Source organism: Bacillus sp. z60-11 (genome assembly GCF_046464135.1).
Taxonomy (GTDB): domain Bacteria; phylum Bacillota; class Bacilli; order Bacillales; family Bacillaceae; genus Bacillus; species Bacillus sonorensis_A.
This window is the reverse complement of record NZ_JBIYSN010000006.1, coordinates 93,556-118,621: the sequence shown is the minus strand read 5'-3', so window position 1 is coordinate 118,621 and position 25,066 is coordinate 93,556. Positions and strand designations below refer to the sequence as shown.

The following is a 25,066-nucleotide window of genomic DNA, read 5'->3' as shown; positions in this document are numbered from 1 at the left end:
ATGTGCCGGAATTGCCGGAAGTTGAAACGGTCCGGCGCACTCTTGCCGGACTTGTCAAAGGAAAAACAATAGATGCGGTTGATATTAGATGGACGAACATCATTAAACGTCCGGCGGAACCTGAAGAATTCGCCAGACTTCTTGCCGGTCAGACGATTCAGTCGATAGACAGAAGAGGAAAGTTTTTATTGTTTCATCTTGATCACTGCGTCATGGTTTCCCATTTGAGAATGGAAGGGAAGTACGGTCTCCATCAAAACGGAGAGCCCCTTGATAAACATGTGCATGTCATTTTCAAGTTCACGGACGGAACGGAGCTGCGCTATCGGGATGTCAGGAAGTTTGGCACGATGCATTTGTTTAAGCCGGGTGAAGAACAGACAGAGCTGCCGCTCAGGCAGCTCGGCCCGGAGCCGTTCAGCAGCGAATTTACAGCCGGATATTTAAGAGAGCGCTTGATGAAAACAAACCGCTCGGTGAAAACCGCGCTTCTCGACCAGCGGACGGTCGTCGGATTGGGGAATATTTACGTGGATGAAGCGCTGTTCAGAGCGGGAATCCATCCGGAAACACCTGCGAGCAGGCTGACGAAAAAACAGACGGTTCTCCTCCATAAAGAAATCGTCCAGACGTTAAAAGAAGCTGTTGAAGCCGGAGGGAGCACAGTCAGATCCTACATTAATTCACAAGGGGAAATCGGCATGTTCCAGCTCAAGCTGTACGTCTACGGACGAAAAGGTGAACCTTGTAAAACATGCGGATCTGAAATTGAAAAAACGGTCGTTGGAGGAAGAGGTACACATTACTGTGTGAAATGCCAAAAAAAATGACAGTAGCGGATAAAGGCAAATCGAGTCGTATCCTTGTTTAATCCTTTCGGTGCAACCCTTAGGTATTGTTGCTTTTTAGAATGAACAATACACAGATGGTTTTCTTTTCTCATATATATAAGAAGCCTAAAAAATATGCCTAAGGTTAAAAACTTGCACCGCTGCATCAACAGAAAGGAAGACCGGATATGATATTTGCATCTTTCTTGCTTCTGGCATTTGCCGTCAGCCTGGACAGTTTTTCAGTCGGATTAACCTATGGTTTGCGAAAGCTGAAAATTCCTTTTAAAGCGATATTGATCATCGCTTTTTGTTCGGGCGCCGTTATGCTGACTGCTATGATGATCGGATCGCTTTTGGAGAAGTTCCTCCCCGTTGTTGTAACGGAAAGGCTCGGCGCCGTTATTTTAATGGGGATCGGCGCTTGGGTGCTGTACCAATTTTTCAGGCCGGAGAAAGAGCAGGAAGTTGCCATTTCGAAAAAAACCTTGTTGAACCTTGAATTGAAATCCCTGGGAATCGTCATTCATATTTTAAGAACGCCGACAAGCGCCGATATTGATAAATCGGGAATCATTACCGGCATGGAAGCGGTACTGCTCGGCTTCGCTTTATCGATTGACGCCTTTGGCGCAGGGATCGGAGCAGCGGCACTCGGTTTTTCACCGGTTCCGATGAGCATAACCGTAGCCGTGATGAGTTCATTATTTGTCTTTTTTGGCATGAAGTCAGGCCGTTTTTTATCAAAATGGAACTGGATGGATAAACTGACTTTCCTTCCCGGTATATTGCTGATCATGATCGGAATTTGGAAACTGTAAGAAGGGGGTGCTAAGCACGTGACATTGGTCATCGGTTTAACCGGAGGCATCGCCAGCGGAAAAAGCACTGTCGCGCAAATGTTTCAGCAGGCCGGCATCACAGTGGTTGATGCCGATGTCATCGCAAAAGAAGCCGTCGAAAAGGGAATGCCGGCATATTGGAAAATCGTCGAGGCATTTGGCGATGGCATCCTGCTTGAGACAGGCGATATCGATCGGAAAAAACTCGGAGAGCTTGTATTTACGAACGAAGAAAAAAGGGTGCAATTAAACGAGATCGTCCATCCGGAAGTGAGAAAAGCGATGATCAAACAACGCGATGACGCCGTTTCGGCCGGAGAACAATTTGTTGTTCTTGATATTCCGCTTTTATATGAAAGCGGGCTTGAACATTTGACAGACAAAGTGATCGTCGTCTGGGTCCCAAAAGAGCTTCAGCTAAAGCGGCTGATGAAAAGAAACAAGTTCAATGAAAAAGAGGCGCTTAGTCGAATTCAAGCCCAGCTTCCCCTTGATGAAAAAAAGAAAAAGGCCGACGCGGTCATAGATAACAGCGGCAGCCTGAAGGACACGGAAAAACAGCTTCAAGACCTTCTGGAGAGATGGTCAAAATGAGTGCGGGAAAACCGCACTCATTTTTTTGTTCAATATTGCTTGAACTGGCTGAAATTCGCGTAATACAATGCGGAATTTTGCGCACCTGCGTACCGTTCGGCAAAAGCTTTGGCATTACCCGCCTTCATCGTTCGATAGCTGTAATTGGATGAAGGTTTCCAGCTTGTCTCGGGTGATTTCTGCCCCTTTATCGCCGGGTATGACCCGACATCTTTAAACGCACCGTCTCCGTAATCATCCAATATGCCTTTCTCGTTGCCCGTGCCAAAGTAATTGGCTTCAGAATATATTTTGGCCAATGTCGTAATCGTGAAGCCGAGATGGAAATTGTTAATATAATTGTTTTTTACGTGAAAATAACCGTAACGCATCAACCCGGGCGCCCTGACGTAGAGATTCTCGAACCGATTGTGGCTGATCGTCATTCTCGGATATCCATTATAGATACTGTGGTACTGCTTGTCATCTTGAGGCCAGCCGAGAATCAGGCCGTACCTGTGGTCTGTGAACATGCTGTGAGACAGTGTGATGTAATCGGCTTTGGCGCCGACGTATAAGAGCTTGTCGAGATCGTGGCCGTTTGCCGAATAGCTGTGGCCCTGGAATGTAACATGGTCAATCCAGTAGTTTCGCGAATCTGTAATATAAACAGGGATGTCATTGTTTTCGTGAATCGATTGATCATGGGCAATGACCAGGTTTTTGAAAATGACGTTGCCAGACTCCGCTTTTGTTTTAAAGTAAACATTGTTCAGCTTATGTTTTTCAAACGAGCCGACAATCGTTTTATTGGCGCCCACCGTCAATACCGTTTTGGCTGAAGCACCGATATTGCTGGAGACGACAACGGTGCGCGGTGTTGAATCTTCAATATTGGCCTTCAGTTCGCCCAGGTTGTTGACGTAGACGACTTTTCCGAGCAGCCCGCCGGTCGTGCCTGTTTTCTGCCTGCCGCTCGTTTCCTTCGCATAGCCGGCGAAACCTTCGAGCCCATCGCTTGGAAGCTTCCACTTTTGGAGGGAGCTTCCCGTATATTTGCCAAGCTTCACTCCGCTTCCGTCCCGTGTCAGTGCCAGGTTGTTGTTTTCTGCGCTGACGATTTTATACGTCATAAAATCCCCGTTCGCATCTTTGTCAGCCCCAATGATGTTCCACAACTCTTCCTTCCGTGAATTGTCATAGTAAACCACAGCGGGATTGTTGTCTGACAGGGCATAATGGGCGGGAATGATAATTTTGCCGTTATCCATGTTTCTGATTTTGAATTGTTTGCCGTCAGATGTATCAAGCCTCCACCTTTCTTCTTTTTCCCCGCTCGTTTGTTTCGTTGTAAGCGGCGCGTTGTCCTGATTCCCGGCGGGTGTGATGTTTAAGCCTGATGAGCTTTCCAGCCTGATCATCTGTTTCGGATAATCTTCGCTTGCCGCAGACGCGGCCTCTGTCCCTAATAAAAAAGAAATGCCAGCCGCAGCTAAAAAAGAAATGATGAAAGATGCGTTTTTGATCAGTTTCATGTTTGTCCTTCCTTGAAGACACTGCCTTCTGTCGTGTGAAAATTTAGCGCTGTTGGAAATTGTAGCACTTAAGATGTATTTGAAATATATGCTTTAAGGATGATTTTTTTTAGTCTTTTGTTCACTTTTTCACAACGATGCGTAAATTTGCTGTAAAAGGTATAAATGGTATGGCTAATTTAAAATAATGTGTTATACTTATTTTGAATAAAACATGATGTGGAATGACATAAAAAACAAGGGGTGTATGTTTAATGAAGGTGAAAGTTGCCATAAACGGATTCGGCCGCATCGGCAGAATGGTATTTAGAAAAGCGATGCTTGATGAACAGATTGACATTGCGGTGATCAATGCGAGCTATCCTGCGGAAACACTCGCTCATTTAATAAAGTATGACACAAATCACGGACGCTATGAACTGGATGTCAAAGCAGGGGAAGACCATTTGCTGGTCAACGGGAAAAAGGTCATGCTCACCAATCAAAGGGAACCGAAGCTTCTTCCGTGGGCCGATTATGGAATAGACATTGTCGTCGAGGCGACGGGCAAGTTTAATTCGAAGGAAAAAGCGGAAGCTCATCTTGAAGCGGGTGCAAAAAAGGTCATTTTAACGGCTCCCGGTAAAAATGAAGATATTACGATCGTGATGGGTGTGAATGAACACCAATTCGATGCGGAGCGCCACGCAATTATTTCAAATGCATCGTGTACAACAAACTGTCTTGCCCCTGTGGCAAAAGTGCTTGATGATGCATTCGGAATCGAAAACGGGCTTGTCACGACCGTTCACGCATTTACAAACGATCAAAAAAATATTGACAATCCGCACAAAGACTTGAGAAGGGCGCGCGCCTGCGGATCTTCGATCATTCCGACGACGACTGGCGCAGCGAAAGCGTTGTCTCTCGTCATGCCGCATTTAAAAGGAAGAATGCACGGATTGGCTTTGCGTGTTCCTGTTTCAAATGTTTCACTCGTTGACCTTGTCGCCGATGTAAAATGCGATGTATCGGCAGAGGATATCAATGAAGCGTTCCGCACGGCTGCGGCAGGCTCCATGTCCGGCATCATTGATGTATGCGATGAACCTCTCGTGTCAGCGGATTTTAACACAAATCCATATTCCGCCGTCATTGACAGCCTTTCAACAATGGTTCTTGAAAACAGAAAAATGAAAGTGCTTGCATGGTATGACAATGAATGGGGATACTCCTGCAGGGTCGTTGACCTTGTCAGATTTGTCGCTTCAAGAATGAAACATCCATCAGCTGTATAAAATAAAAGCATGGACGGATAAAAAAAAACCCCTTAACCACCAATTGATAAAACCGCCTTGCAAAAAATATTCAAACAAAGTATACTATTTTTCGTGAACTTCTAGTTCGTGAGCGCTTCGGCATTACTTAAAGGGTTAGGACCTCTCCGGACTAACTTTCCCCCGTGGTAATTGACCGGTTCAGTTGCTTGGAAATTCACTTTTTTAATTCTTGTTAAGGGGGGTCCATGCTATGGAAACAATGGGGCGTCACGTCATCTCCGAGCTGTGGGGATGCGATTTTGATAAGCTGAATGACATGGATTTTATTGAGAAAACGTTTGTAAATGCGGCACTCAAATCAGGTGCTGAGGTCCGTGAGGTTGCTTTTCATAAGTTTGCTCCGCAAGGTGTAAGCGGGGTCGTGATCATTTCCGAATCTCACCTGACCATTCACAGTTTTCCTGAACACGGGTATGCCAGCATTGATGTTTATACTTGCGGAGATCTAGATCCGAACGTAGCTGCGGATTATATCGCAGAAGAGTTAAAAGCGGAAACAAGAGAGAACATTGAAATACCGAGAGGCATGGGGCCTGTTCAAATCAAACAGGCTAAAGCCAAAGCACAGGCACTTTAAAGGGAGCTGGATGAAAAAGCGGATACCGCTTGAACATCCGCTCCTTTTTCTTTCCCTTCATGATTTTTTCCTGCATTTTCAGGCTGTTTGATTTTCCCTTGGAAATGGACTGTTTTTTTAATAAAATATAGAGAAGAAAGGCAAAGGGGACAAAGGAAATGAGTGTTCTGCAAAAAATTCAGGGATTTTTTTCAACCCATGCCGAGACATCTGACCGCCATCCCGTCGACGAGCTGAAAAGCCGCTATTACAAAGCGACGGCAAAACAGGCGCTCGAAGCTGTTTTAGACACGCTGGAAGGGCTTGACGGCTGCACCGTGATCTCGGTGTCGGAGGAAAGAGGAGAAGTAAACGCGGAAGCCAAAAAACCGAAAAAGTCTTTTGTGGTCGCGACAGTCGTTTCCGTCCGTCCATTTGAAACAGCGGTCGATTTTAATGTATCGACGGAAACGTTTTTGCCGACCGATTTTGGCTCAAGCCGCGGCATGGTTTCAACGTTTTATAAGGAACTGGACCGAAAGCTGACCAAGGCAAAACCAAACAACTGAATAGGGAGCTGAAAAAATGAAATGTCCAGCATGTCAGCATAATGGGACGAGGGTTTTGGACTCCCGCCCGGTTGACGAAGGCAGATCCATTCGCAGAAGGCGCGAATGCGAATCATGCAATTATCGGTTTACGACATTTGAAAAAGTGGAAGAAATTCCGCTGATCGTCGTCAAAAAAGAAGGAATACGCGAAGAATTCAGCCGGGAGAAAATGCTCCGCGGCCTGATCAAAGCCTGTGAAAAAAGGCCTGTCGCTTTAAAAGAGCTTGAAGATATTTGTTTTGCAATTGAAAAAGAGCTTAGAAATCAAGGCGTCTCTGAAGTGAAAAGCGAAATGATCGGAGAAATGGTGATGGATCGTTTGGCGAAAATCGATGAGGTCGCATATGTCCGCTTTGCTTCAGTATATCGTCAGTTTAAAGATATCAACGTATTTATCGACGAGCTGAAAGATTTAATAAAGAAAGAACGGTAAAGAGCTGTAAATATATCCAGCTCTTTTCTCATGACAAAAACATCGGGAAAAGGTGTAAAATGAGGACAAGAAACAAAGTGGAAGGTTGACATAAAATATGAGTAATTATTGGAAAGATTTGCTTCCTGTCGATCCTTACATGGTCAAAAGCTATGGCATGCTTCAGGATTTAGACCGGCAAATTATCACGCTATTGTATCAGCCTTTAATCGGCTCCTTTTCACTCAGCTTGTTTTTTACGCTTTGGGGAGAGCTGGAACAAAACAGGGTATGGGGAAAAAGCTCGACCCACAGACAGCTGATGGGAGCGATGCAGGCCAATCTGAAGATGATTCACGCCGAAAAGGAAAAGCTTGAAGGAATCGGACTGTTAAAGACATATATGAAAGAAACAGATGAGGAACGTTTATTTATATATGAATTGATCCCGCCTTTAAGGCCGGATGAGTTTTTCCAGGACGGAATGCTGAATGTGTTCCTATACAACCGCGTCGGAAAGACGAGGTATCAGCAGCTGAAAGAATATTTCGTACATGCATCAGTCCCTGAAGATGCCCGTGACATTACCCGTTCGTTCAACGAAGTTTTTGCATCCGTTCAGCCGAATGAGTGGAAGATGTCAGAAGATATGGCCGAGGCGATGAAGCTTGGCGATGAACAGGAATTCATGAAAGAGGGAACAGGCCGGTCTGTCACAGTCACTGAAGATGAATTCGATTTTCAATTGTTTCTGGCCGGTTTATCGGAAACGCTTATACCGAGAAAAGCGCTGACAGATCAGGTAAAGGAAACGATAAAAAAACTGGCCTTTCTATACGGAATCGACCCGCTCGATATGCAGAACGTTGTCATGTCAGCCGTAGATGAGCATGATACCATTACATCGGAAGCGCTCAGAAAAGCGGCGAGCGACTGGTATCAAATCGAAAGAAACGGTTTGCTTCCTGAACTTGTTGACAAAGTGCAGCCTCTCAAGCTCCGTGAACATCCAAATGAACAGCCGTCCAACAATTCGAAGGAAGATCACTTAATCTCTCTGCTTGAACAAGTATCGCCAAGGAAGCTGCTTCAGGATATCGGGGGAGGCGCTGAGCCGTCGAAAGCCGATTTGAAAATCATAGAGGAAATCATGCTTGACCAAAAACTGGAGCCTGGCGTCATCAATGTTTTGATCTACTATGCGATGCTGAAAACCGATATGAAGCTTTCTAAAAACTACATTCAAAAAATCGCTTCCCACTGGGCCAGAAAAAAAGTGCGGACGGTAAGGGAAGCCATGCAGCTCGCCAAAGCAGAAAACCGCCAATATCTTGAGTGGGCGGAAGGCAAGAAAAAGCAGACCTCACGGAACAAAAAAGTCATCAGAGAGGAAAAACTGCCGGATTGGCTCAAGGAAAGCAAAGCTGAGGATTCGTCTGAGCCGATAATGCAGACTGCGGCAAGCATGGAAGATTTTGAACTGGAGAAGCAGAAGCTGCTTGAAGAAGTGAAGAAACTGAGGAAACATTCCGCCCTTTAACATGTGAGGTGAACGAATATGGAGCCGATTAAACGCGCACTCGAAGGTGTGACGAAAAGGCCTGACTTTAAGAAACGCCTGGAAGATATGAAAGAAAAGGTTCTCTCTGACAAAGATGTTCGGCAATTTATCGACCAGCATCAGGCTGTAGTGGATGATCGTATGATCGAGAGAAGCTTAAACAAGCTTTACGAGTATACACAGCAAAGCAAAGCCTGCGGGGACTGCCCAAGTTTAATGGAATGCAAAAACCTGATCCAGGGATACCATCCGAAGCTTGTGCTGAACGGGAAAACGATCGATGTCCAGTATGACACCTGTCCGGAAAAACGAAAAGCTGATGAAAGGGAGAGACAGCGGTCGCTCATCAAAAGCATCTATATTCAGGAGGATCTTCTGGATGCCACATTTGCCGACATTGACGGTGACGACCCGAGCCGGTTGAAGGTGATTCAGCTGGCGACTGAATTCTTTCATGACTACAACGAGACAGGAAAAGGAAAAGGAATTTATGTCCACGGGCAGTTCGGCGTTGGAAAAACCTTTATGCTGGCGGCCATCGCCAATGAACTTGCGGCAAAGGATCACCCGTCCATCCTTGTCTATGTTCCCGAATTTGTCAGGGAGCTGAAAAACGCAATTCACGATCAGTCATTGGAGGAAAAACTCGATATGGTCAAATCGACGCCGGTTCTCATGCTCGATGACATCGGAGCAGAATCGATGTCCAGCTGGGTCAGGGATGAAGTGTTCGGCACGATCCTTCAGCACAGAATGAGCCGGCAGCTGCCGACGTTCTTTTCATCAAATTTTGACCCGGACGAGCTGAAGCATCATTTCACATATTCCCAAAGGGGAGAAAAAGAGGACGTGAAGGCGGCAAGGCTGATGGAAAGGGTGCGGTATTTGGCTACACCCGTCCGGCTGAATGGGAAAAACCGCCGTTAGTGACGACAGGGAGATGAAGAGCATGCAAAAAAAAGGCTTGGGCAAATGGGCGGTGATCACCGCGCTTCTTGCCGCCGGAATATGGTTTAATACAAAGTATTTGAATCTCAGCCCGCGCCATATCAGGGAAGCCGTCTTATCCTTCGGCGTTTTTGCCCCGCTGATCTACATCGGTTTATTAATGATCCGGCCGTTTTTGCTGCTTCCCGCCTCGGTTTTTGCCGTCGGCGGCGGTTTGGCATTCGGTCCGCTGTTCGGATCTTTATATTCGTTTATTGGAGCCGCCGGCGGGGCTTTTTTATCATTCGCCCTCGCTTACAGGCTTGGCGGCGGTATGAAAAAAGCGCCTCTGAAACTTGAAAGTTTTCGGGCTCTTTTGCAAAAGAACGGTTTTTTCTGCATCCTCCTCTTGCGGCTCGCACCGATTCATTTTGATGCGGTCAGCTATGCGGCCGGCGTCTCGAAAGTCAAGCCTCTCGCTTTTTTGGCGGCCACTGCCGCGGGGATCATTCCTGGTACGGTTATTTTAAATGCGCTCGGGTCAAGCCTCTTGTCCGGAGACATCGCCGCGATTGTGATCATCGCCGCCATCTACCTTTTGTTCATTACCGTTCCCTTGTTGTTCAGAAAAAAGGTGCAGGAGCTGTTTGATTGAACACGGAGTCCTTTTTTTAAGTCTATTTTTTTTGTCCCGCCCATATACATGTATCAGATGTTGTTAGGGGGGACAAACATGCTCGAAATTACATTTGAAGATGATTATGATACAGCCGCGTTTTTGCATCTGCTTCGCAATGCGGATCAAAGCCGGCATATCAAGGTTCACAAAGCGCCAGGAAAGATCGGAATTGAAAAAACCCATTCCTCTGTCAGTATCCAGGCTTTTATTCAGCCGATTTTGACGAGGTTTTTTACAGAATGCAAGGAAGATGAATATATGCTTTCGGTCATTGAAGGTGATTATTACTTTTTGGATCGGGATGAGCAGCAGCAAATTCTTCAATTGGCCCACAGCATTATGGAGGGTGAACTGGAGGGGCTGCCTCTCAATCAGGACGATACCCCTCGTGAGCATTACATCATCCAGGAGCTCAAAACGATCTGTCTTGAAGAAAACGTCTTGTCGATCCGCTCCTTTATGACGTTTCGGCTCGGCAAATATTATGAGCGCCTGAGAGGCTATGTCGAAGCGGCGATCGATGAATATAAAATGGAACAGGAATACCAGACGTTTATTCAGTCGCTGAGAGAGTATGTCATGGCGAAGGAGCCGATGATTGAGCGAGTTCATATTGTCCATGATGATTATTTTGTATTGTGGGAGCTAAAATTTGTTTCAGAACGGGAACAAAAAAAATACATAGACAGACGATTCATAAGAGAACACCCGATGTATATTGATTCCCGCCTGCTGGCGCCGCTCGTATCGATAGCTCCGAGGAAAATCGACCTTTATACAGAGAATCGAGAGCATGCTATGGTGCAGACGATTCAAAATATTTTCCAGGAGCGGGTGCGGATTTTATCACTTGATTCCTTTCATCCTGAGGAGAACATTTTTGAAGAGCATTCTTGATTTTGCATGAAAAACGATTTATAATACGGTATAAACTTAAAGATCTATGTGTTGATAAGGACATGAAAAGATGAACACCGGTTTGACAGAGAGGGAGACCAAGGCTGCAAGTCTCTTAAACCAAGGATCATTTTTTTACCGCCTTTGAACATCAGTTGTGAAAGACGAAATGTCAAGTAATGGCTGACGGGACTTCCCGTTACAGAACCTAAAGCCGAAAGCGCCCAAGGGTTTTTTGCGCTTTTCGGGAAAAAGGGTGGAACCACGAATTCCGTTTATCAAATCCTCGTCCCTTTCACAGGGAGACGGGGATTTTTTATTTTGTAAAAAAAAGGAGTGACTAGGATGTCAGATATGGTAAAAATCAAATTTCCTGACGGAGCGGTTAAGGAGTTTCCCAAAGCGACGACGACAGAAGATATCGCGGCATCAATCAGTCCCGGCTTAAAGAAAAAAGCGATTGCCGGAAAATTAAACGACAAAGAAATCGATCTGCGCGCACCGATCCTTGAGGATGGCGCCATCGAAATCATTACGGAAAGCAGCGAAGAAGCGCTTGACATCATGCGCCACAGCACCGCGCATTTAATGGCTCAGGCGATCAAGCGACTGTATAAAAACGTCAAGCTTGGCGTCGGTCCGGTGATCGAAAACGGCTTCTATTATGACGTCGATCTGGAGGAAGCGCTGACTCCGGAAGACCTTCCAAAGATTGAAAAGGAAATGAAAAAAATCGTCGGCGAAAATCTGCCGATCGAAAGAAAAGAAGTCAGCCGCGAAGAAGCGAAAGAGCGGTTTGCCGCAATCGGCGATGACTTGAAACTGGAACTGCTTGACGCGATTCCGGAAGGCGAGACGGTATCGATCTATGAGCAGGGCGAATTCTTCGATCTGTGTCGCGGTGTTCATGTTCCTTCGACTGGAAAAATCAAGGAATTTAAGCTGCTGAGCCTTGCGGGAGCATACTGGCGCGGGGACAGCAACAACAAGATGCTGCAGCGCATCTATGGGACGGCTTTCTTCAAAAAAGCCGAGCTTGAAGAGCATCTCCGGCTGTTGGAAGAAGCGAAAGAGCGCGACCATAGAAAACTGGGCAAAGAATTGAAGCTGTTTGCGATTTCACAAAAGGTCGGACAAGGGCTGCCGCTTTGGCTGCCGAAGGGCGCGACCATCAGACGCGTCATCGAGCGCTATATTGTGGATAAAGAGCTCGCTCTCGGTTATGAGCATGTCTATACGCCTGTGCTTGGCAGCAAAGAGCTTTACGAAACATCAGGACATTGGGATCATTACCAGGACACAATGTTCCCGCCGATTGAAATGGACAATGAAACATTGACGCTTCGTCCGATGAACTGTCCGCACCATATGATGATTTATAAAAATGACATTCACAGCTACCGTGAGCTGCCGATTCGGATCGCAGAGCTCGGGACGATGCACCGCTATGAAATGTCAGGCGCTCTTTCAGGTCTGCAACGCGTCCGCGGGATGACGTTAAATGATGCCCACATTTTCGTCCGCCCTGATCAAATCAAAGACGAATTCATCCGCACGGTCCGCCTGATTCAGGAAGTGTATGAAGACTTCGGTCTTGAACAGTATTCATTCCGCCTGTCTTACCGCGATCCGGAGGATACGGAGAAGTACTATGATGACGATGAAATGTGGAACAAAGCACAATCGATGCTGAAGGAAGCGATGGACGAGATCGGCCATGATTATTACGAAGCTGAAGGCGAGGCGGCGTTCTACGGACCGAAGCTTGATGTGCAGGTCAAAACAGCAATCGGCAAAGAAGAAACACTGTCAACTGTTCAGCTTGACTTCCTGCTACCTGAAAAATTCGATCTGACATATGTCGGAGAAGACGGAAAACCGCACCGTCCGGTCGTCATTCACAGAGGTGTCGTATCGACAATGGAACGCTTTGTCGCCTTCTTGATTGAAGAGCATAAAGGAGCGCTGCCGACATGGCTTGCTCCGGTGCAGTTCCAGGTCATCCCTGTGTCGCCGTCCGCACACCTCGACTATGCAAAAAAAGTGCAGGAACGCCTGCAGCGTGAAGGTTTGCGCGTTGAAGTCGACAGCCGCGACGAAAAAATCGGCTACAAAATCCGTGAGGCGCAGATGCAAAAGATCCCTTACATGCTTGTCGTGGGGGATCAGGAAGTCGAAAATGAAGCGGTCAATGTCCGCAAATACGGTGAGCAAAAATCAGAAACGGTTTCACTTGAGGATTTCGTGAAAAAAGCCGTCGCTGAAGCGAAAAAATAACACATGAAAAAAAGCATGATTCCATTCGGAGTCATGCTTTTTTCGTTTATCTTGACTGCTGTTTTTCGGCGAGGATGTCAAACAGTTCATGTAAATCACTGATTTCATAATCCGGCTTCACATCGGTTTCATTGACTTTGCCTTTGCGGTTGACCCAGACGGTTTGAATTCCCGCTCTTGAAGCGCCGAGAATATCGGTGTTCAAGTTATCTCCGACCATCACTGTTTCATCCTTTGTAATGCCGAGAAGACCGAGGCAGTGTTCGAAAATGCTCGGGTCCGGCTTTCCTTTGCCGAAATCACCGGAAATGACGATTTCATTAAAATAAGGAGCAAGTTCCGGTACACCAGCCAATTTTTCTTTTTGCAGGCTCGGATCGCCGTTTGTCAGTAACAGAAGCTCAACGTTTCCTTTCAGCTCATCCAAAACGGCAAATGTTTCTTCATACACAAAAGGGCTTTTTCGGCGAACTGCCGCAAAATATTCGCCGAGTTCTTCCCCGAAGGCGGGATTGTCGATGCCAAACACCTTTAATCCGTTTGTCCAGGCGTTCTTTCTGTATTCAGGAACGATTTTGTTGAGCTTTTGAAACCCTTCGCTGATCGGTTCGCTGAAGTTCGACCACAGTCCTTCGAACGGGTTGATGCCGATCATCACCGTGTAAGGATATGTTTCATAAGACGTGTAAAGATCGCGCGCAGCCTGGCGGACGGCTGCTTCAAATTCAGCCGCATTGATTCCGTATTTTTCTTCGGCTTTATGACATGTTTTGGAAAATGCAGTACTGACGCTTTTTTCATCCCAGAGCAATGTATCGTCTAAATCAAAAAATACGGCTTTCATGATCTTCTCCTCTGCCTTTAGTTTATAGAATTCTCTCATTTATTTTACAATAGATAAATAGGATGTGAAAGCGGTGATTTTAGGATTGTGATGTAACGCAGTATCAAAGGAAAGCAAGGGGACGCCTCGGTTTGCCGATGGTGATCAAATGGAATGAGCCTATCTTTCTGTCGCTCATCCAATCTTTTATTCGGAAAGAAGAGCAGGCAAAGGCTGTGCAGACCTATCGGGTGCTGTCAATCGCTGCTCAGACGTCCCCCTTTTTTCCGCCAGAGGCTGAATGAGAGAGCTGCCGTCCATCATACATTGGCCGCTCTGGAGCAAATAGAGAGTCCAAGGTTTTTTGGTGACCACCTTCATTCGAGACATAATCTCTTCGTGAAAGAAGGTTCAATGGTTTGGTCAGCCGCACCTATGCAAAAGAGCTGAAAACTGCTTCATTTGCTATGAAGCAGACGGTATTACAGTACTCGTTCCAGTCCAGGCCGGCCCGCTTCAATGACAAAGCTGGCATATGTTGAGGCTGAAGCGCCTGGCCGGGTGATATAAGGAAGAACCTGAAAGTCGGCTTGTATGTGTGACCGGGTCATCGTGCAGCGGACATACCCCCGCTGGGCATTGTACAATTTGACATGGGGATTTCCGAGCCAGATCGGCGCCAGAGAATCCGTCTCCGACCCGTCGGCGTCAGAAGCGATCGATGTTGTGATCAATTCAGTACCGATCGTCTCAGATTGAATATCATTGAAGTCGGCTTTTAAGTCTGCGGCTGCATGTCTGTGAATATCTCCCGTCAATACGACCGGGTTTTTGATGCCGTACGCTTTGTATGCGGAGAAAAGCCTGTCGCGGCAGGCGGGAAATCCGTCCCACTGATCGGTACTGTATTCGACCCCGGGCCCTGTGTCGCGATCGATTTGCGCGACGACGACTTGCTGTGCCAGCAGGTTCCAGATCGCATCTGACTTGCTGAGACCGTCAAAAAGCCACCGCTCTTGGGCGCTTCCAAGGATCGACCTTTTTGGATCAAGCCGCTCTTCTTCATTTGCCGGATAGTTGTCGCGGTGCTGCCGGGTGTCGAGGACATTAAATTCCGCCAGATTTCCGTAGCAGAACTGCCGGTACAACAGCATATCAGGACCGTTCGGAATCGAGGCGGCGCGGATCGGAATGTTTTCATAAAATGCTTGGTAGGCAGAAGCGCGCTGACGGAGAAACGCTTCGGGTGATGTATTGTATTGCGAATGTGGGCCGGCATAATTATTTTCCACTTCATGGTCATCCGGCGTGACGATCCAAGGCGCCAACGCATGGATCATCTGAAGGTCGGGATCTGTTTTGAAGAGGGAATACCGCAGCCGGTATTGGCTTAATGTGACCGTTTTGGCGTTGTGTGCGCTCGACAGTTCGACATCCCGGTAAAGGTTCTTGGCATTGATGGGATATTCGTAAATATAGTCGCCCAGGAAAAAGACAACGTCCGGATGGTCTTTTGCCATATGCCGATAGGCGGTGAAATATCCGTGATACCATGCCTGGCATGAGGCAAGAGAAAACGACATGCCTTTGAGATTTTCAAATGGGGAAGGCGCTGTTTTTGTCCTGCCTGTGCGGCTGATCTCGGGGCCTGCTTTAAATCTGTACCAGTAATATCGACCCGGTTTTAAACCGTGTACTTCAACATGAACTGAGTGGGCAAGCTCAGGGAGTGCGGCTGCTGTTCCTCGTTTGACGATCCGGTGAAAGTGTTCGTCTTCAGCTACCTCCCAGCGAACCGGGACATTCCGGCTCGGCATCCCTCCTAAGCCGTCTTCAGCGAGCGGATCAGGCGCAAGCCTCGTCCATAACACAAATCCGTCCGGGTGGGGGTCCCCTGAGGCAACGCCGAGCTTAAACGGATGATCCGCAAATCTCGGCGCTTCGGCGGCGAGAGAAGCGTCTTCCGGCAGCAAACCGCGCTTGACGGATGAGCTGAATGCCGCAGCAGGAATAAAATGCTGTCTTCCATCATTCATTGACTGCCACTCCTTTATTCATCATGTGGTTCACATTAATCACTATACGATTGATATTGGCTAATTAGCACATATTGGAATTGATTGCCGTGCGAAAAGATCTCACTTTCCGCTATTTTGTATTTCAGCGCCTCTTTTCTGCAGCAGGCCCCGATATCCTGCAAGTGCCGGTAAAATCGTTTTGAATACAATGAAGCCGGCAAGCCAAAAGAAGTGAGCAGAAAAAAACGAACGGGCTTTTCTGGTTACACCTTTGTTCGTCGCTGTGATTCCCGGGATCGCCTTTCCGAGAGCAGGCGGTTTTACATATGAGGATGACAAAAGCGAAGGGGACATCATGAAGTCTTTTTAAAGCCGGCGACAATCGGATTTGCGATTCCGCTGTTCGTCCAGATCGCCGGTTAGAATGAAAAATATGAAAATCACCGTTGCTATTTCAAAACCGGCGTGTTATAATAGCAAATGTTGTGATAAATTTTATATCTTGACTTGCAGGATTTGTTTATGTAAGATGGATAATGAATTGAATATATATCAACAAGCAGAAGCACCCGCTTCTCACCTGATTGACACATTCTTGTAGTTGGCAGGTTAAACGTACATTTCTTATTTTTTATGCAGATGTTCGCAGTGTGGGTGTTTTATGCCCACACTTTTTGTTTGCCTGTGGAAATGCAAAGAAACGGTCAAAATGAGTTGTGAAATCAATTCAAAGATTCTATGGAGGTGGCTCATTATTAGCAAAGATCAATTGGTTAATGAGGGTATCCGTGCGCGTGAAGTCCGTTTGATCGGACAAAATGGCGATCAGCTTGGGATCAAATCCCGCCAGGAAGCACTGGAAATTGCGGGTCGCGCAAATCTTGACCTTGTGTTGGTTGCAGCGAATGCAAAACCGCCTGTATGCCGGATCATGGACTACGGAAAGTACAGATTCGAGCAGCAGAAGAAGGAAAAAGAAGCACGCAAAAATCAAAAAATCATTAACTTAAAAGAAGTTCGGCTGAGCCCTGGTATTGAAGAACACGACTTCAATACAAAGCTTCGCAACGCCATCAAGTTCCTGCAAAAAGGGGACAAAGTGAAAGCATCCATCCGTTTCAAAGGCCGTGCGATCACGCATAAAGAAATCGGACAGCGCGTGCTTGACCGTTTTTCAGAAGCCTGTGCGGAAGTGGCGACTGTTGAAACGAAGCCGAAAATGGACGGCCGCAGCATGTTCCTGGTGCTCGCACCTAAAACTGAAAAGTAATTAAGGAGGAAACATCCATGCCAAAAATGAAAACTCACCGCGGATCTGCGAAACGTTTTAAAAAGACAGGTTCCGGGAAACTGAAACGTTCTCATGCATATACAAGTCACTTGTTCGCAAATAAATCTCAAAAACAAAAACGCAAGCTTCGCAAAAGCGCAGTCGTCAGCGCCGGCGATTTCAAACGCATCAAGCAGCAGCTTGCCAACATTAAGTAATTTCGGAAAAGGTATAATTAGGAGGGAAATCAAATGCCAAGAGTAAAAGGCGGAACTGTTACACGCAAACGTCGTAAAAAGGTTCTCAAATTAGCAAAAGGTTATTTTGGTTCAAAACATACATTATATAAAGTAGCTAACCAGCAGGTTATGAAGTCAGGAAACTACGCTTTCCGCGACCGTCGTCAGAAAAAGCGCGATTTCCGCAAACTTTGGATCACTCGTATCAATGCTGCAGCACGTATGAACGGTCTTTCTTACAGCCGTTTAATGCACGGTCTTAAACTGTCCGGCATTGAAGTGAACCGCAAAATGCTTGCTGACCTTGCTGTAAACGATCTTACTGCATTCAATCAGCTTGCTGATGCTGCTAAAGCGCAACTGAATAAATAATGAAAAAGGCCGGTTTCGGCCTTTTTCTTATGCTTTCAGGGGGGCGTTTCCGCGGCGAATGTCCCGTCTTTCTTAAGAACATGAAGGAGCAGTCAAAAAATGAATACGATTTTGCTGATATACGTAATCCTCATCAACGGATACGGTTTTTTATTGATGAAAAGCGATAAGCAAAGAGCCGTCAAAAACAAATGGAGGGTGTCTGAACGCCGGATCTGGCTGACAGCGGCTGTTTTCGGCTCCCTGGGTGTCTGGGGCGGCATGCTCCTGTTCAGGCATAAGACGAAACACCTTTCCTTCAAGATCGGGGTTCCTCTTTTGCTGATTGCGCACGTTGTTTTGACGGGCTTTTATACTTTTAACTAAACAGGCAGAGAAGCTATTGCTGCTCTGCCTGTTTGTTTCGCCACTTTAGGATGGACGAATCCCAATCGATTTTACAGTCGGGGAAGCGCTGTTTAATCTTTTCTTCCAATTCGCTGAAATCCGCGGCTGTAAATGCGCCGAGCTTTTCTTCAGGGCTTTCGGTCCAGACGAAAACCGCGTGAATAAACAACGGATGGTCTTTGGACGGAATGTGTTTTTCTCCTTCGAAAAGCACGCCTTTAAAGGTTAATCTGAAATTTTTGCGCGTGTTTTTTCGTTCATCAAAAAAGTAAAAATGTTTTTTTGCCTGTGCTGTTTTCAATCTCCGGTCCGGACTTCCTAAAAACTGAACGATCCTGTATACGGCATAAATCAAAAGCGCCAGCAAAGCGAGCCTTATCACGATCACCAACATATTTAAAAAAGCCCTCCCTTTTGAAAGAAAATGAGTATATCTGAATATATACGACCCGATTAACATAAGGTTTCATTTTTTATGAAAAAAGCTAGAGGCAATATTGACCGTATTGAAAAGGCATGTTTTTGTATAATAGTAATGAGGGTTAATAAAGGAGGCAATGTATTGATGGCAAAACTCGATGAAACACTGGCCATGCTAAAGGAATTAACAGATGCAAAAGGAATACCGGCAAATGAAAAAGAACCGAGAAAAGTGATGAGGTCATACATAGAGCCGTTTGCAGACGAGGTAACGACAGACAGACTGGGAAGCCTGATTGCGAAAAAAACCGGACAAGCTGACGGGCCGAAAATCATGATCGCCGGTCATCTTGATGAAGTCGGTTTTATGGTGACACGCATAGATGACAGAGGCTATCTCCGGTTTCAAACGGTAGGTGGCTGGTGGTCCCAGGTCATGCTGGCACAGCGCGTAACGATCGTAACAAAAAAAGGGGACATCACCGGTGTGATCGGTTCAAAACCGCCGCATGTCCTGTCGCCTGACGCGCGCAAAAAACCGGTCGACATCAAAGACATGTTCATCGATATCGGCGCTTCAAGCCGTGAGGAAGCGATGGAATGGGGCGTTCTTCCGGGAGACCAAATTGTGCCTTACTTCGAATTTACGGTCATGAACAATGAGAAAATGCTGCTTGCCAAAGCATGGGACAACCGCATCGGCTGTGCGATTGCCATCGACGTCTTGAAAAATTTGAAAGGAGCCGATCACCCGAATGTGGTCTATGGTGTCGGCACCGTTCAGGAAGAAGTCGGACTGCGCGGCGCAAAAACGGCCGCACACACAATCAAGCCTGATATCGCCTTTGGTGTTGACGTCGGAATCGCCGGGGACACACCGGGAATTACAGAAAAAGAGTCGACTAGTAAAATGGGCGAAGGACCGCAGATCATTTTGTACGATGCCTCAATGGTATCGCATAAAGGGCTTCGCGATTTTGTCACAAAAGTAGCGGACGAAGCCGGGATTCCATATCAATTTGACGCTCTTTCAGGCGGAGGAACCGATTCGGGTTCAATCCACCTGACAGCAAACGGAGTGCCCGCTCTGTCGATTACGATTGCGACCCGCTATATCCACACACATGCGGCTATGCTCCATCGCGATGATTATGAAAATGCGGTGAAATTAATTACCGAAGTCGTCAAAAGGTTAGACAAAGAAACAGTTCAACATATTACATTTGATTGAATGGTGATTAAGCAGACAGTTTTGTAAGCTGTCTGCTTTTTTTAGAATATTTTAGAAAACGCTTACATATATAACAATGTTCCAAAAAATTACAAGGGAGGGGGACCGTTTGTTTTTGTCGTGCAATATGATGGATAGGAGTGTGGTTTAGTGAAGCGCGTTTTGAAAGGAATTTCTTTGACGGCGGCTTTGATGATTGGTTTGATCACGGCTTTTTCAACGCCTCAAGCAGCTTCGGCTGCATTTTGGGATACGAAAGGAGACAACTTTATTCATGACCCTTCCATCATTAAAGAAGGGAATACATGGTACACCTTTGGAACCGGTCTTGGCAGCGGACTGCGCGTCATCAAATCAGCTGACGGAATCACATGGAGCGCAGCGCCGAGCATCTTTCCAACTCCATTGTCATGGTGGAAGATGTACGTACCAAATCACGAAGCGCATCAATGGGCGCCTGATATCAGTTACTATAACGGGCGGTATTGGCTTTACTATTCCGTTTCTTCATTCGGCTCAAACACTTCTGCGATCGGGCTGGCTTCAACAGACCGGATCGCTTCCGGCCAGTGGCGCGATGACGGGCTTGTCATCAGGTCGACTTCTGCAAACAATTATAATGCGATAGATGGAGACTTGGTGGTTGATAAAGACGGGAATCCATGGCTTTCCTTCGGTTCGTTTTGGAGCGGCATCAAGTTGACAAAGCTTGATAAAAATACGATGAAGCCAACGGGGGAGCTGTATTCGATCGCTTCAAGGCCGAATAATGGCGGAGCTGTTGAAGCTCCGAACATTACGTACAAAGACGGCTACTATTATTTATTCGTTTCATTTGACCGTTGCTGCCAGGGGATCGACAGCACGTATAAAATTGCCTACGGCCGTTCGAAAAATATTACGGGGCCTTATTATGACAAGAGCGGCCGAAACATGCTGAACGGCGGGGGGACGATATTGGACGCCGGAAACGAACGCTGGAAAGGACCTGGACATCAGGATGTGCTGAACAACTCCATTATTGTCAGACACGGCTATGACGCTCTTGACAATGGGGTTTCCAAATTGCTGATCAACGATTTGTACTGGGATTCCCAAGGGTGGCCGAGGTATTAATCGTTCTTAGAGCCAAGCGGTATTCTGCTGCTTGGCGTTTTTTGTTTGCGAATTGTCAAAAAAAATTGCCAAACAAACCGGAAATTAAATTGACAGTATGTGGTCTTATTAATATAATAAACTTGTTCGTACAAATATATTTTTTATTATTAATTGTACGTACATATAGAATCATCATCATCGGTACCGAATAGATTGGCCAGATGTTTATGTAAGCGTTTTAATAGTTTACTAATGTTCCACAATACCTTAAATGCAAAGGAGGCAACATCTTGATTCAGTCAAAAACGCATGAATTTTGGTTTGTGACGGGCAGTCAGCATTTATATGGAGAAGAGGCCGTAAGGGAAGTTGAAGATCATTCAAACATCATCTGCAAAGGATTAAATGACGGCCAATTGAAGTTCAACATCAAGTACAAGGCGGTTGCGACCTCGCTTGATGGCATCAGAAAGCTCTTTGAAGAGGCTAACAGGGATGAGACATGCGCCGGCGTCATCACATGGATGCACACATTTTCACCGGCAAAAATGTGGATTCCGGGCCTTTCTGAGCTGAATAAACCGCTCCTTCATTTTCATACACAGTTCAACAGGGACATTCCATGGGACCAAATCGATATGGACTTCATGAATATCAATCAATCTGCCCACGGCGACCGCGAATATGGCTTTATCGGAACAAGACTGGGCATTCCGCGTAAGGTCATTGCCGGCTACTGGGAAGACGAGGATGTGAAACGGTCGATCGATCGCTGGATGAGCGCTGCGGTGGCTTACATTGAAAGCCGTCATATCAAAGTGGCCCGTTTCGGCGACAACATGCGCAATGTTGCTGTGACGGAAGGGGATAAAATCGAAGCACAAATTCAGTTCGGCTGGACTGTTGACGGCTATGGAATCGGCGATCTCGTCCGGGAGATCGACGCGGTATCAGAACAAAGCTTAAGCGAGCTGCTGGCCGAATATGAGGAGCTCTACGACTGGCCGAAAAGAGATGGCGTCCGTGAATCCGTGAAAGAGCAGGCCCGGATTGAGCTTGGATTAAAGCGCTTTCTCGAAGGCGGCGGCTACACCGCCTTTACGACGACCTTTGAAGATCTGTACGGCATGAAGCAGCTGCCGGGTTTGGCTGTCCAAAGGCTCATGGCTGAGGGCTACGGCTTCGGAGGAGAAGGAGATTGGAAAACGGCGGCTCTCGTCCGCATGATGAAAGTGATGGCAGACGGAAAAGAGACATCATTCATGGAAGATTACACTTATCACTTTGAACCGGGCAATGAAATGATTCTTGGCTCGCACATGCTTGAGGTATGTCCTTCAATTGCCGACAGCAAGCCGAGAATTGAAGTCCATCCTCTGTCAATGGGTGGCAAAGATGATCCGGCCCGGCTCGTGTTTGACGGAATCGCGGGTTCCGCTGTTAATGCCTCTCTCGTCGACTTGGGCGGGCGCTTCCGGCTCGTGATTAATGAAGTGGAAGCTCAAAAAGTGGAGCATGATATGCCGAATCTTCCGGTGGCCCGCGTCCTTTGGAAGCCGGAGCCGTCTCTCAGAACGTCTGCGGAGGCCTGGATTTTGGCAGGTGGAGCGCATCATACATGCCTTTCTTATCAGCTGACCGCTGAACAATTGCTCGACTGGGCTGAAATGTCAGGTATTGAAGCAGTTTTGATCAATCGCGGCACAACGATTCCAAACCTGCGGAACGAACTCAAATGGAGTGAAGCTGCACATCGGCTTCGCATGTTTTAAGGGGTGAGCATATGTCATACACAATCGGGGTTGACTTTGGAACGTTATCGGGGAGAGCTGTCTTGGTCGATGTCAGGACCGGTGAGGAGGTTGCGACTGCTGTAAAAGAGTACACGCACGGCGTGATTGACCATGAACTGCCCGGAACAAAACGGAAGCTTCCGAGGGACTGGGCGCTTCAGCACCCGGCGGACTATATTGAAGTGCTGGAAGAAACGATTCCAAGCCTTTTGGCGCAATCGAAAACGGCTCCGGAAGACATCATCGGCATCGGCATCGATTTTACCGCATGCACGATTCTGCCGGTTGATGAAGCCGGGACACCGCTATGCATGAGGGCTGAATACGCCGCAGAACCTCACAGCTATGTGAAGCTTTGGAAGCACCATGCTGCACAGGAGCACGCAAACCGGCTCAATCAAATCGCAGAGGAGAGAAATGAAGATTTTCTGAAAAGATACGGCGGGAAAATTTCTTCTGAATGGCTTGTGCCGAAAGTGATGCAAATCGCAGAAGAAGCGCCTGACATTTATGACGCGGCGGCCGAAATGATGGAAGCGGCCGACTGGATCGTCTTCACCCTTTGCGGAAACAGAAAACGAAACAACTGTACAGCCGGTTATAAAGCGATCTGGAACAATAAGACCGGCTATCCATCCGGCGACTTTTTCGCGGCTTTGCATCCGAAGCTGGAAACAATCGTTCAGGAAAAATTAGCGGAAGACATTTATTCGGTTGGAGAAAAAGCTGGCGGATTGACTGCGGAAATGGCGGCCAAAACAGGTCTTTTACCGGGAACGGCGGTTGCCGTCGCAAATGTCGACGCCCACGTTTCAGTGCCGGCCGTCGGAATCACGGAACCGGGAAAAATGCTGATGATCATGGGGACATCCACTTGCCATGTGCTGCTCGGCGAGGATATCCGGATGGTGCCGGGCATGTGCGGTGTCGTTGAAAACGGCATTCTCCCGGGATATGTCGGCTATGAAGCGGGTCAGTCCTGTGTCGGCGATCATTTTCACTGGATGATTGAGCACTTTGTACCGGAATCCTATATGAAAGAAGCGGAAGCAAAAGGGATCACGATTTTTGAGCTGTTGAGCGAGAAAGCCGACAAGCTGCGCATCGGCGAAAGCGGGCTGCTTGCATTGGACTGGTGGAACGGCAACCGTTCGACACTGGTCGATGCGGACTTGACGGGAATGATGCTGGGGATGACGCTCGCCACAAAGCCGGAAGACATATACCGGGCATTGGTGGAAGCGACCGCCTACGGCACGAGAATTATCATTGAAACGTTCAGACAAAGCGGCGTACCGATCGAAGAGCTGTATGCCGCGGGCGGAATTGCCGAAAAAAATCCGTTCATCATGCAGATCTACGCTGATGTGACAAACATGGAAATCAAAATTTCCGGCTCTCCGCAGGCTCCCGCTTTAGGATCTGCGATATTCGGAGCCCTTGCTGCCGGAAGCGAAAACGGCGGGTATGATCATATCGAAGATGCTGTCAGACATATGGGCAAAATCAAAGAGCATACGTACAAACCGATACCGGAAAACGTCGCATTGTATGATCAGCTATATGAGGAATACAAGGCGCTGTATACGTATTTCGGAAAACAAAACGATGTCATGAAGCGTCTCAAAAAATTAAAAAACATCCAGTCCGTCAGCCCGGCCGTCCGCTAAACGATCATTAAAAGGAGGGGGAAACTTGTGCTGGAAGCGTTAAAAGAACAGGTTTTAAAAGCGAATTTACAGCTTGAGGAGCACCGCCTCGTCACATTTACATGGGGGAATGTGAGCGGCGTCGACCGCGAGAAAGGGCTGGTGGTCATTAAGCCGAGCGGTGTGAAATACAGCGAGTTAAAAGCGGAAGATTTAGTCGTTTTGAACTTGGAAGGCGAGGTCGTAGAAGGCAAACTGAAGCCGTCTTCCGATACACCGACACACCTTTATCTTTACAAACAATTTGCGACGATAGGCGGTATTGTCCATACCCATTCCCCGTGGGCGACGAGCTGGGCGCAATCCGGCAGGGATATTCCGTCATTGGGTACGACACATGCCGACTATTACTACGGTGATATTCCATGTACAAGGGAGATGTACGCCGAGGAAATCTCCGGCCAATACGAATTGAATACGGGAAAGGTGATTGCGGAAACATTTCAGCACCTTGATTATCGCGATGTTCCGGGGGTTCTCGTCAACAACCACGGTCCGTTTTGCTGGGCGGAGGATGCTTTGACAGCCGTCCACAACGCCGTTGTTCTAGAAGAGGTGGCCAAAATGGCCTATCACTCTCTGATGCTGAATCCGTCTCTTCACCCGATCAGCAGTGCTTTACAGGATCGGCATTTTTTCCGGAAGCATGGAGCTGACGCGTATTACGGCCAATAGAGGAGGCAACGG

The 25,066-nt window shown here is 47.1% G+C and carries 26 protein-coding genes, 1 pseudogene and 1 other annotated feature; of the genes and pseudogenes, 23 read left to right on the top strand and 4 right to left on the bottom strand.

Features of this window, described 5'->3' with window-relative positions:
* Positions 1–2: 2 nt before the first annotated feature.
* From mutM to coaE, 3 genes are all read left to right on the top strand, one after another.
* Positions 3–830: a DNA-formamidopyrimidine glycosylase gene (gene mutM / locus ACINLD_RS16945; protein ID WP_026588222.1), complete on the top strand. Its 828-nt coding sequence runs from the start codon at positions 3–5 to the stop codon at positions 828–830.
* Positions 831–1,018: 188 nt separating this feature from the next.
* Complete coding sequence (ytaF, locus tag ACINLD_RS16940) at positions 1,019–1,651, top strand: sporulation membrane protein YtaF (RefSeq protein WP_026588221.1); 633 nt, start codon at positions 1,019–1,021, stop codon at positions 1,649–1,651.
* An 18-nt stretch (positions 1,652–1,669) separates the two neighbouring features.
* On the top strand, positions 1,670–2,266 hold the full coding sequence (gene coaE / locus ACINLD_RS16935) for a dephospho-CoA kinase (protein ID WP_026588220.1): 597 nt from the start codon (positions 1,670–1,672) through the stop codon (positions 2,264–2,266).
* Between the two features lie 29 nt (positions 2,267–2,295).
* On the opposite strand, the gene ACINLD_RS16930 is transcribed toward coaE, so the two are convergent.
* Complete coding sequence (locus ACINLD_RS16930) at positions 2,296–3,780, bottom strand: RICIN domain-containing protein (RefSeq protein ID WP_026588219.1); 1,485 nt, start codon at positions 3,778–3,780, stop codon at positions 2,296–2,298.
* A gap of 254 nt (positions 3,781–4,034) precedes the next feature.
* On the opposite strand from ACINLD_RS16930, the gene ACINLD_RS16925 reads away from it, so the two are divergent.
* The 9 genes from ACINLD_RS16925 (at position 4,035) to thrS (ending at position 13,019) form a co-directional block, all read left to right on the top strand.
* Positions 4,035–5,057 carry a glyceraldehyde-3-phosphate dehydrogenase gene (locus tag ACINLD_RS16925; RefSeq protein WP_026588218.1) on the top strand — a complete coding sequence of 341 codons (1,023 nt, stop codon included), beginning with the start codon at positions 4,035–4,037 and terminating at the stop codon, positions 5,055–5,057.
* Positions 5,058–5,289: 232 nt separating this feature from the next.
* Positions 5,290–5,676: an adenosylmethionine decarboxylase gene (speD, locus tag ACINLD_RS16920; RefSeq protein WP_026588217.1), complete on the top strand. Its 387-nt coding sequence runs from the start codon at positions 5,290–5,292 to the stop codon at positions 5,674–5,676.
* Positions 5,677–5,834: 158 nt separating this feature from the next.
* The gene (locus tag ACINLD_RS16915; RefSeq protein WP_077736215.1) at positions 5,835–6,224 is read left to right on the top strand and encodes a cytosolic protein; all 390 of its coding nucleotides are present in this window, start codon (positions 5,835–5,837) and stop codon (positions 6,222–6,224) included.
* Positions 6,225–6,240: 16 nt separating this feature from the next.
* On the top strand, positions 6,241–6,699 hold the full coding sequence (gene nrdR, locus ACINLD_RS16910; RefSeq protein WP_026588215.1) for a transcriptional regulator NrdR: 459 nt from the start codon (positions 6,241–6,243) through the stop codon (positions 6,697–6,699).
* A 97-nt stretch (positions 6,700–6,796) separates the two neighbouring features.
* The gene (locus ACINLD_RS16905; RefSeq protein WP_077736216.1) at positions 6,797–8,218 is read left to right on the top strand and encodes a replication initiation and membrane attachment family protein; all 1,422 of its coding nucleotides are present in this window, start codon (positions 6,797–6,799) and stop codon (positions 8,216–8,218) included.
* 18 nt (positions 8,219–8,236) lie between these two features.
* Positions 8,237–9,166, top strand: a complete 930-nt coding sequence (gene dnaI, locus ACINLD_RS16900) for a primosomal protein DnaI (RefSeq protein WP_026588213.1) — start codon at positions 8,237–8,239, stop codon at positions 9,164–9,166.
* A 22-nt stretch (positions 9,167–9,188) separates the two neighbouring features.
* Positions 9,189–9,821 (top strand): TVP38/TMEM64 family protein, encoded by a 633-nt coding sequence (locus ACINLD_RS16895; protein ID WP_026588212.1) that lies wholly within the window; start codon positions 9,189–9,191, stop codon positions 9,819–9,821.
* 78 nt (positions 9,822–9,899) lie between these two features.
* Complete coding sequence (gene ytxC / locus ACINLD_RS16890) at positions 9,900–10,742, top strand: putative sporulation protein YtxC (RefSeq protein WP_026588211.1); 843 nt, start codon at positions 9,900–9,902, stop codon at positions 10,740–10,742.
* A 345-nt stretch (positions 10,743–11,087) separates the two neighbouring features.
* On the top strand, positions 11,088–13,019 hold the full coding sequence (gene thrS, locus ACINLD_RS16885) for a threonine--tRNA ligase (RefSeq protein WP_077736217.1): 1,932 nt from the start codon (positions 11,088–11,090) through the stop codon (positions 13,017–13,019).
* A 46-nt stretch (positions 13,020–13,065) separates the two neighbouring features.
* Here the strand turns inward: thrS and ACINLD_RS16880 are convergent, their stop codons facing one another.
* Entirely contained in the window at positions 13,066–13,863 is a 798-nt protein-coding gene (locus tag ACINLD_RS16880) for an HAD family hydrolase (RefSeq protein WP_077736218.1), read from the bottom strand.
* A 131-nt stretch (positions 13,864–13,994) separates the two neighbouring features.
* On the opposite strand from ACINLD_RS16880, the gene ACINLD_RS16875 reads away from it, so the two are divergent.
* Positions 13,995–14,147 carry a hypothetical protein gene (locus ACINLD_RS16875; protein ID WP_163170537.1) on the top strand — a complete coding sequence of 51 codons (153 nt, stop codon included), beginning with the start codon at positions 13,995–13,997 and terminating at the stop codon, positions 14,145–14,147.
* 177 nt (positions 14,148–14,324) lie between these two features.
* On the opposite strand, the gene ACINLD_RS16870 is transcribed toward ACINLD_RS16875, so the two are convergent.
* Positions 14,325–15,878: an alkaline phosphatase D family protein gene (locus ACINLD_RS16870; RefSeq protein WP_077736219.1), complete on the bottom strand. Its 1,554-nt coding sequence runs from the start codon at positions 15,876–15,878 to the stop codon at positions 14,325–14,327.
* A gap of 238 nt (positions 15,879–16,116) precedes the next feature.
* Between ACINLD_RS16870 and ACINLD_RS16865 the strand changes: the two are divergent.
* From ACINLD_RS16865 to ACINLD_RS16845, 5 genes and pseudogenes are all read left to right on the top strand, one after another.
* Positions 16,117–16,271 (top strand): annotated as a pseudogene (locus ACINLD_RS16865) (LrgB family protein); the annotation flags it as partial.
* A gap of 140 nt (positions 16,272–16,411) precedes the next feature.
* Positions 16,412–16,543, top strand: a sequence feature (ribosomal protein L20 leader region).
* A 68-nt stretch (positions 16,544–16,611) separates the two neighbouring features.
* Positions 16,612–17,130: a translation initiation factor IF-3 gene (gene infC / locus ACINLD_RS16860; protein ID WP_111304963.1), complete on the top strand. Its 519-nt coding sequence runs from the start codon at positions 16,612–16,614 to the stop codon at positions 17,128–17,130.
* Between the two features lie 17 nt (positions 17,131–17,147).
* Positions 17,148–17,348: a 50S ribosomal protein L35 gene (gene rpmI, locus ACINLD_RS16855; RefSeq protein ID WP_003184267.1), complete on the top strand. Its 201-nt coding sequence runs from the start codon at positions 17,148–17,150 to the stop codon at positions 17,346–17,348.
* Between the two features lie 33 nt (positions 17,349–17,381).
* A complete protein-coding gene (gene rplT / locus ACINLD_RS16850) occupies positions 17,382–17,741 on the top strand; it encodes a 50S ribosomal protein L20 (RefSeq protein ID WP_003222420.1) in 360 nt (119 codons plus the stop codon).
* Between the two features lie 99 nt (positions 17,742–17,840).
* On the top strand, positions 17,841–18,107 hold the full coding sequence (locus tag ACINLD_RS16845; RefSeq protein WP_026588206.1) for a DUF1294 domain-containing protein: 267 nt from the start codon (positions 17,841–17,843) through the stop codon (positions 18,105–18,107).
* A gap of 13 nt (positions 18,108–18,120) precedes the next feature.
* Here the strand turns inward: ACINLD_RS16845 and ACINLD_RS16840 are convergent, their stop codons facing one another.
* Positions 18,121–18,522: a sigma-w pathway protein ysdB gene (locus ACINLD_RS16840; protein WP_077736220.1), complete on the bottom strand. Its 402-nt coding sequence runs from the start codon at positions 18,520–18,522 to the stop codon at positions 18,121–18,123.
* 171 nt (positions 18,523–18,693) lie between these two features.
* On the opposite strand from ACINLD_RS16840, the gene ACINLD_RS16835 reads away from it, so the two are divergent.
* The 5 genes from ACINLD_RS16835 (at position 18,694) to araD (ending at position 25,054) form a co-directional block, all read left to right on the top strand.
* Positions 18,694–19,779, top strand: a complete 1,086-nt coding sequence (locus ACINLD_RS16835; protein ID WP_026588204.1) for a M42 family metallopeptidase — start codon at positions 18,694–18,696, stop codon at positions 19,777–19,779.
* Positions 19,780–19,971: 192 nt separating this feature from the next.
* Entirely contained in the window at positions 19,972–20,895 is a 924-nt protein-coding gene (locus ACINLD_RS16830; protein ID WP_179115754.1) for a glycoside hydrolase family 43 protein, read from the top strand.
* A gap of 272 nt (positions 20,896–21,167) precedes the next feature.
* A complete protein-coding gene (gene araA / locus ACINLD_RS16825; RefSeq protein WP_026588202.1) occupies positions 21,168–22,649 on the top strand; it encodes an L-arabinose isomerase in 1,482 nt (493 codons plus the stop codon).
* 11 nt (positions 22,650–22,660) lie between these two features.
* A complete protein-coding gene (gene araB, locus ACINLD_RS16820; RefSeq protein ID WP_077736222.1) occupies positions 22,661–24,340 on the top strand; it encodes a ribulokinase in 1,680 nt (559 codons plus the stop codon).
* Positions 24,341–24,367: 27 nt separating this feature from the next.
* On the top strand, positions 24,368–25,054 hold the full coding sequence (araD, locus tag ACINLD_RS16815) for an L-ribulose-5-phosphate 4-epimerase (RefSeq protein ID WP_277691401.1): 687 nt from the start codon (positions 24,368–24,370) through the stop codon (positions 25,052–25,054).
* The last annotated feature ends 12 nt before the right edge of the window (positions 25,055–25,066 follow it).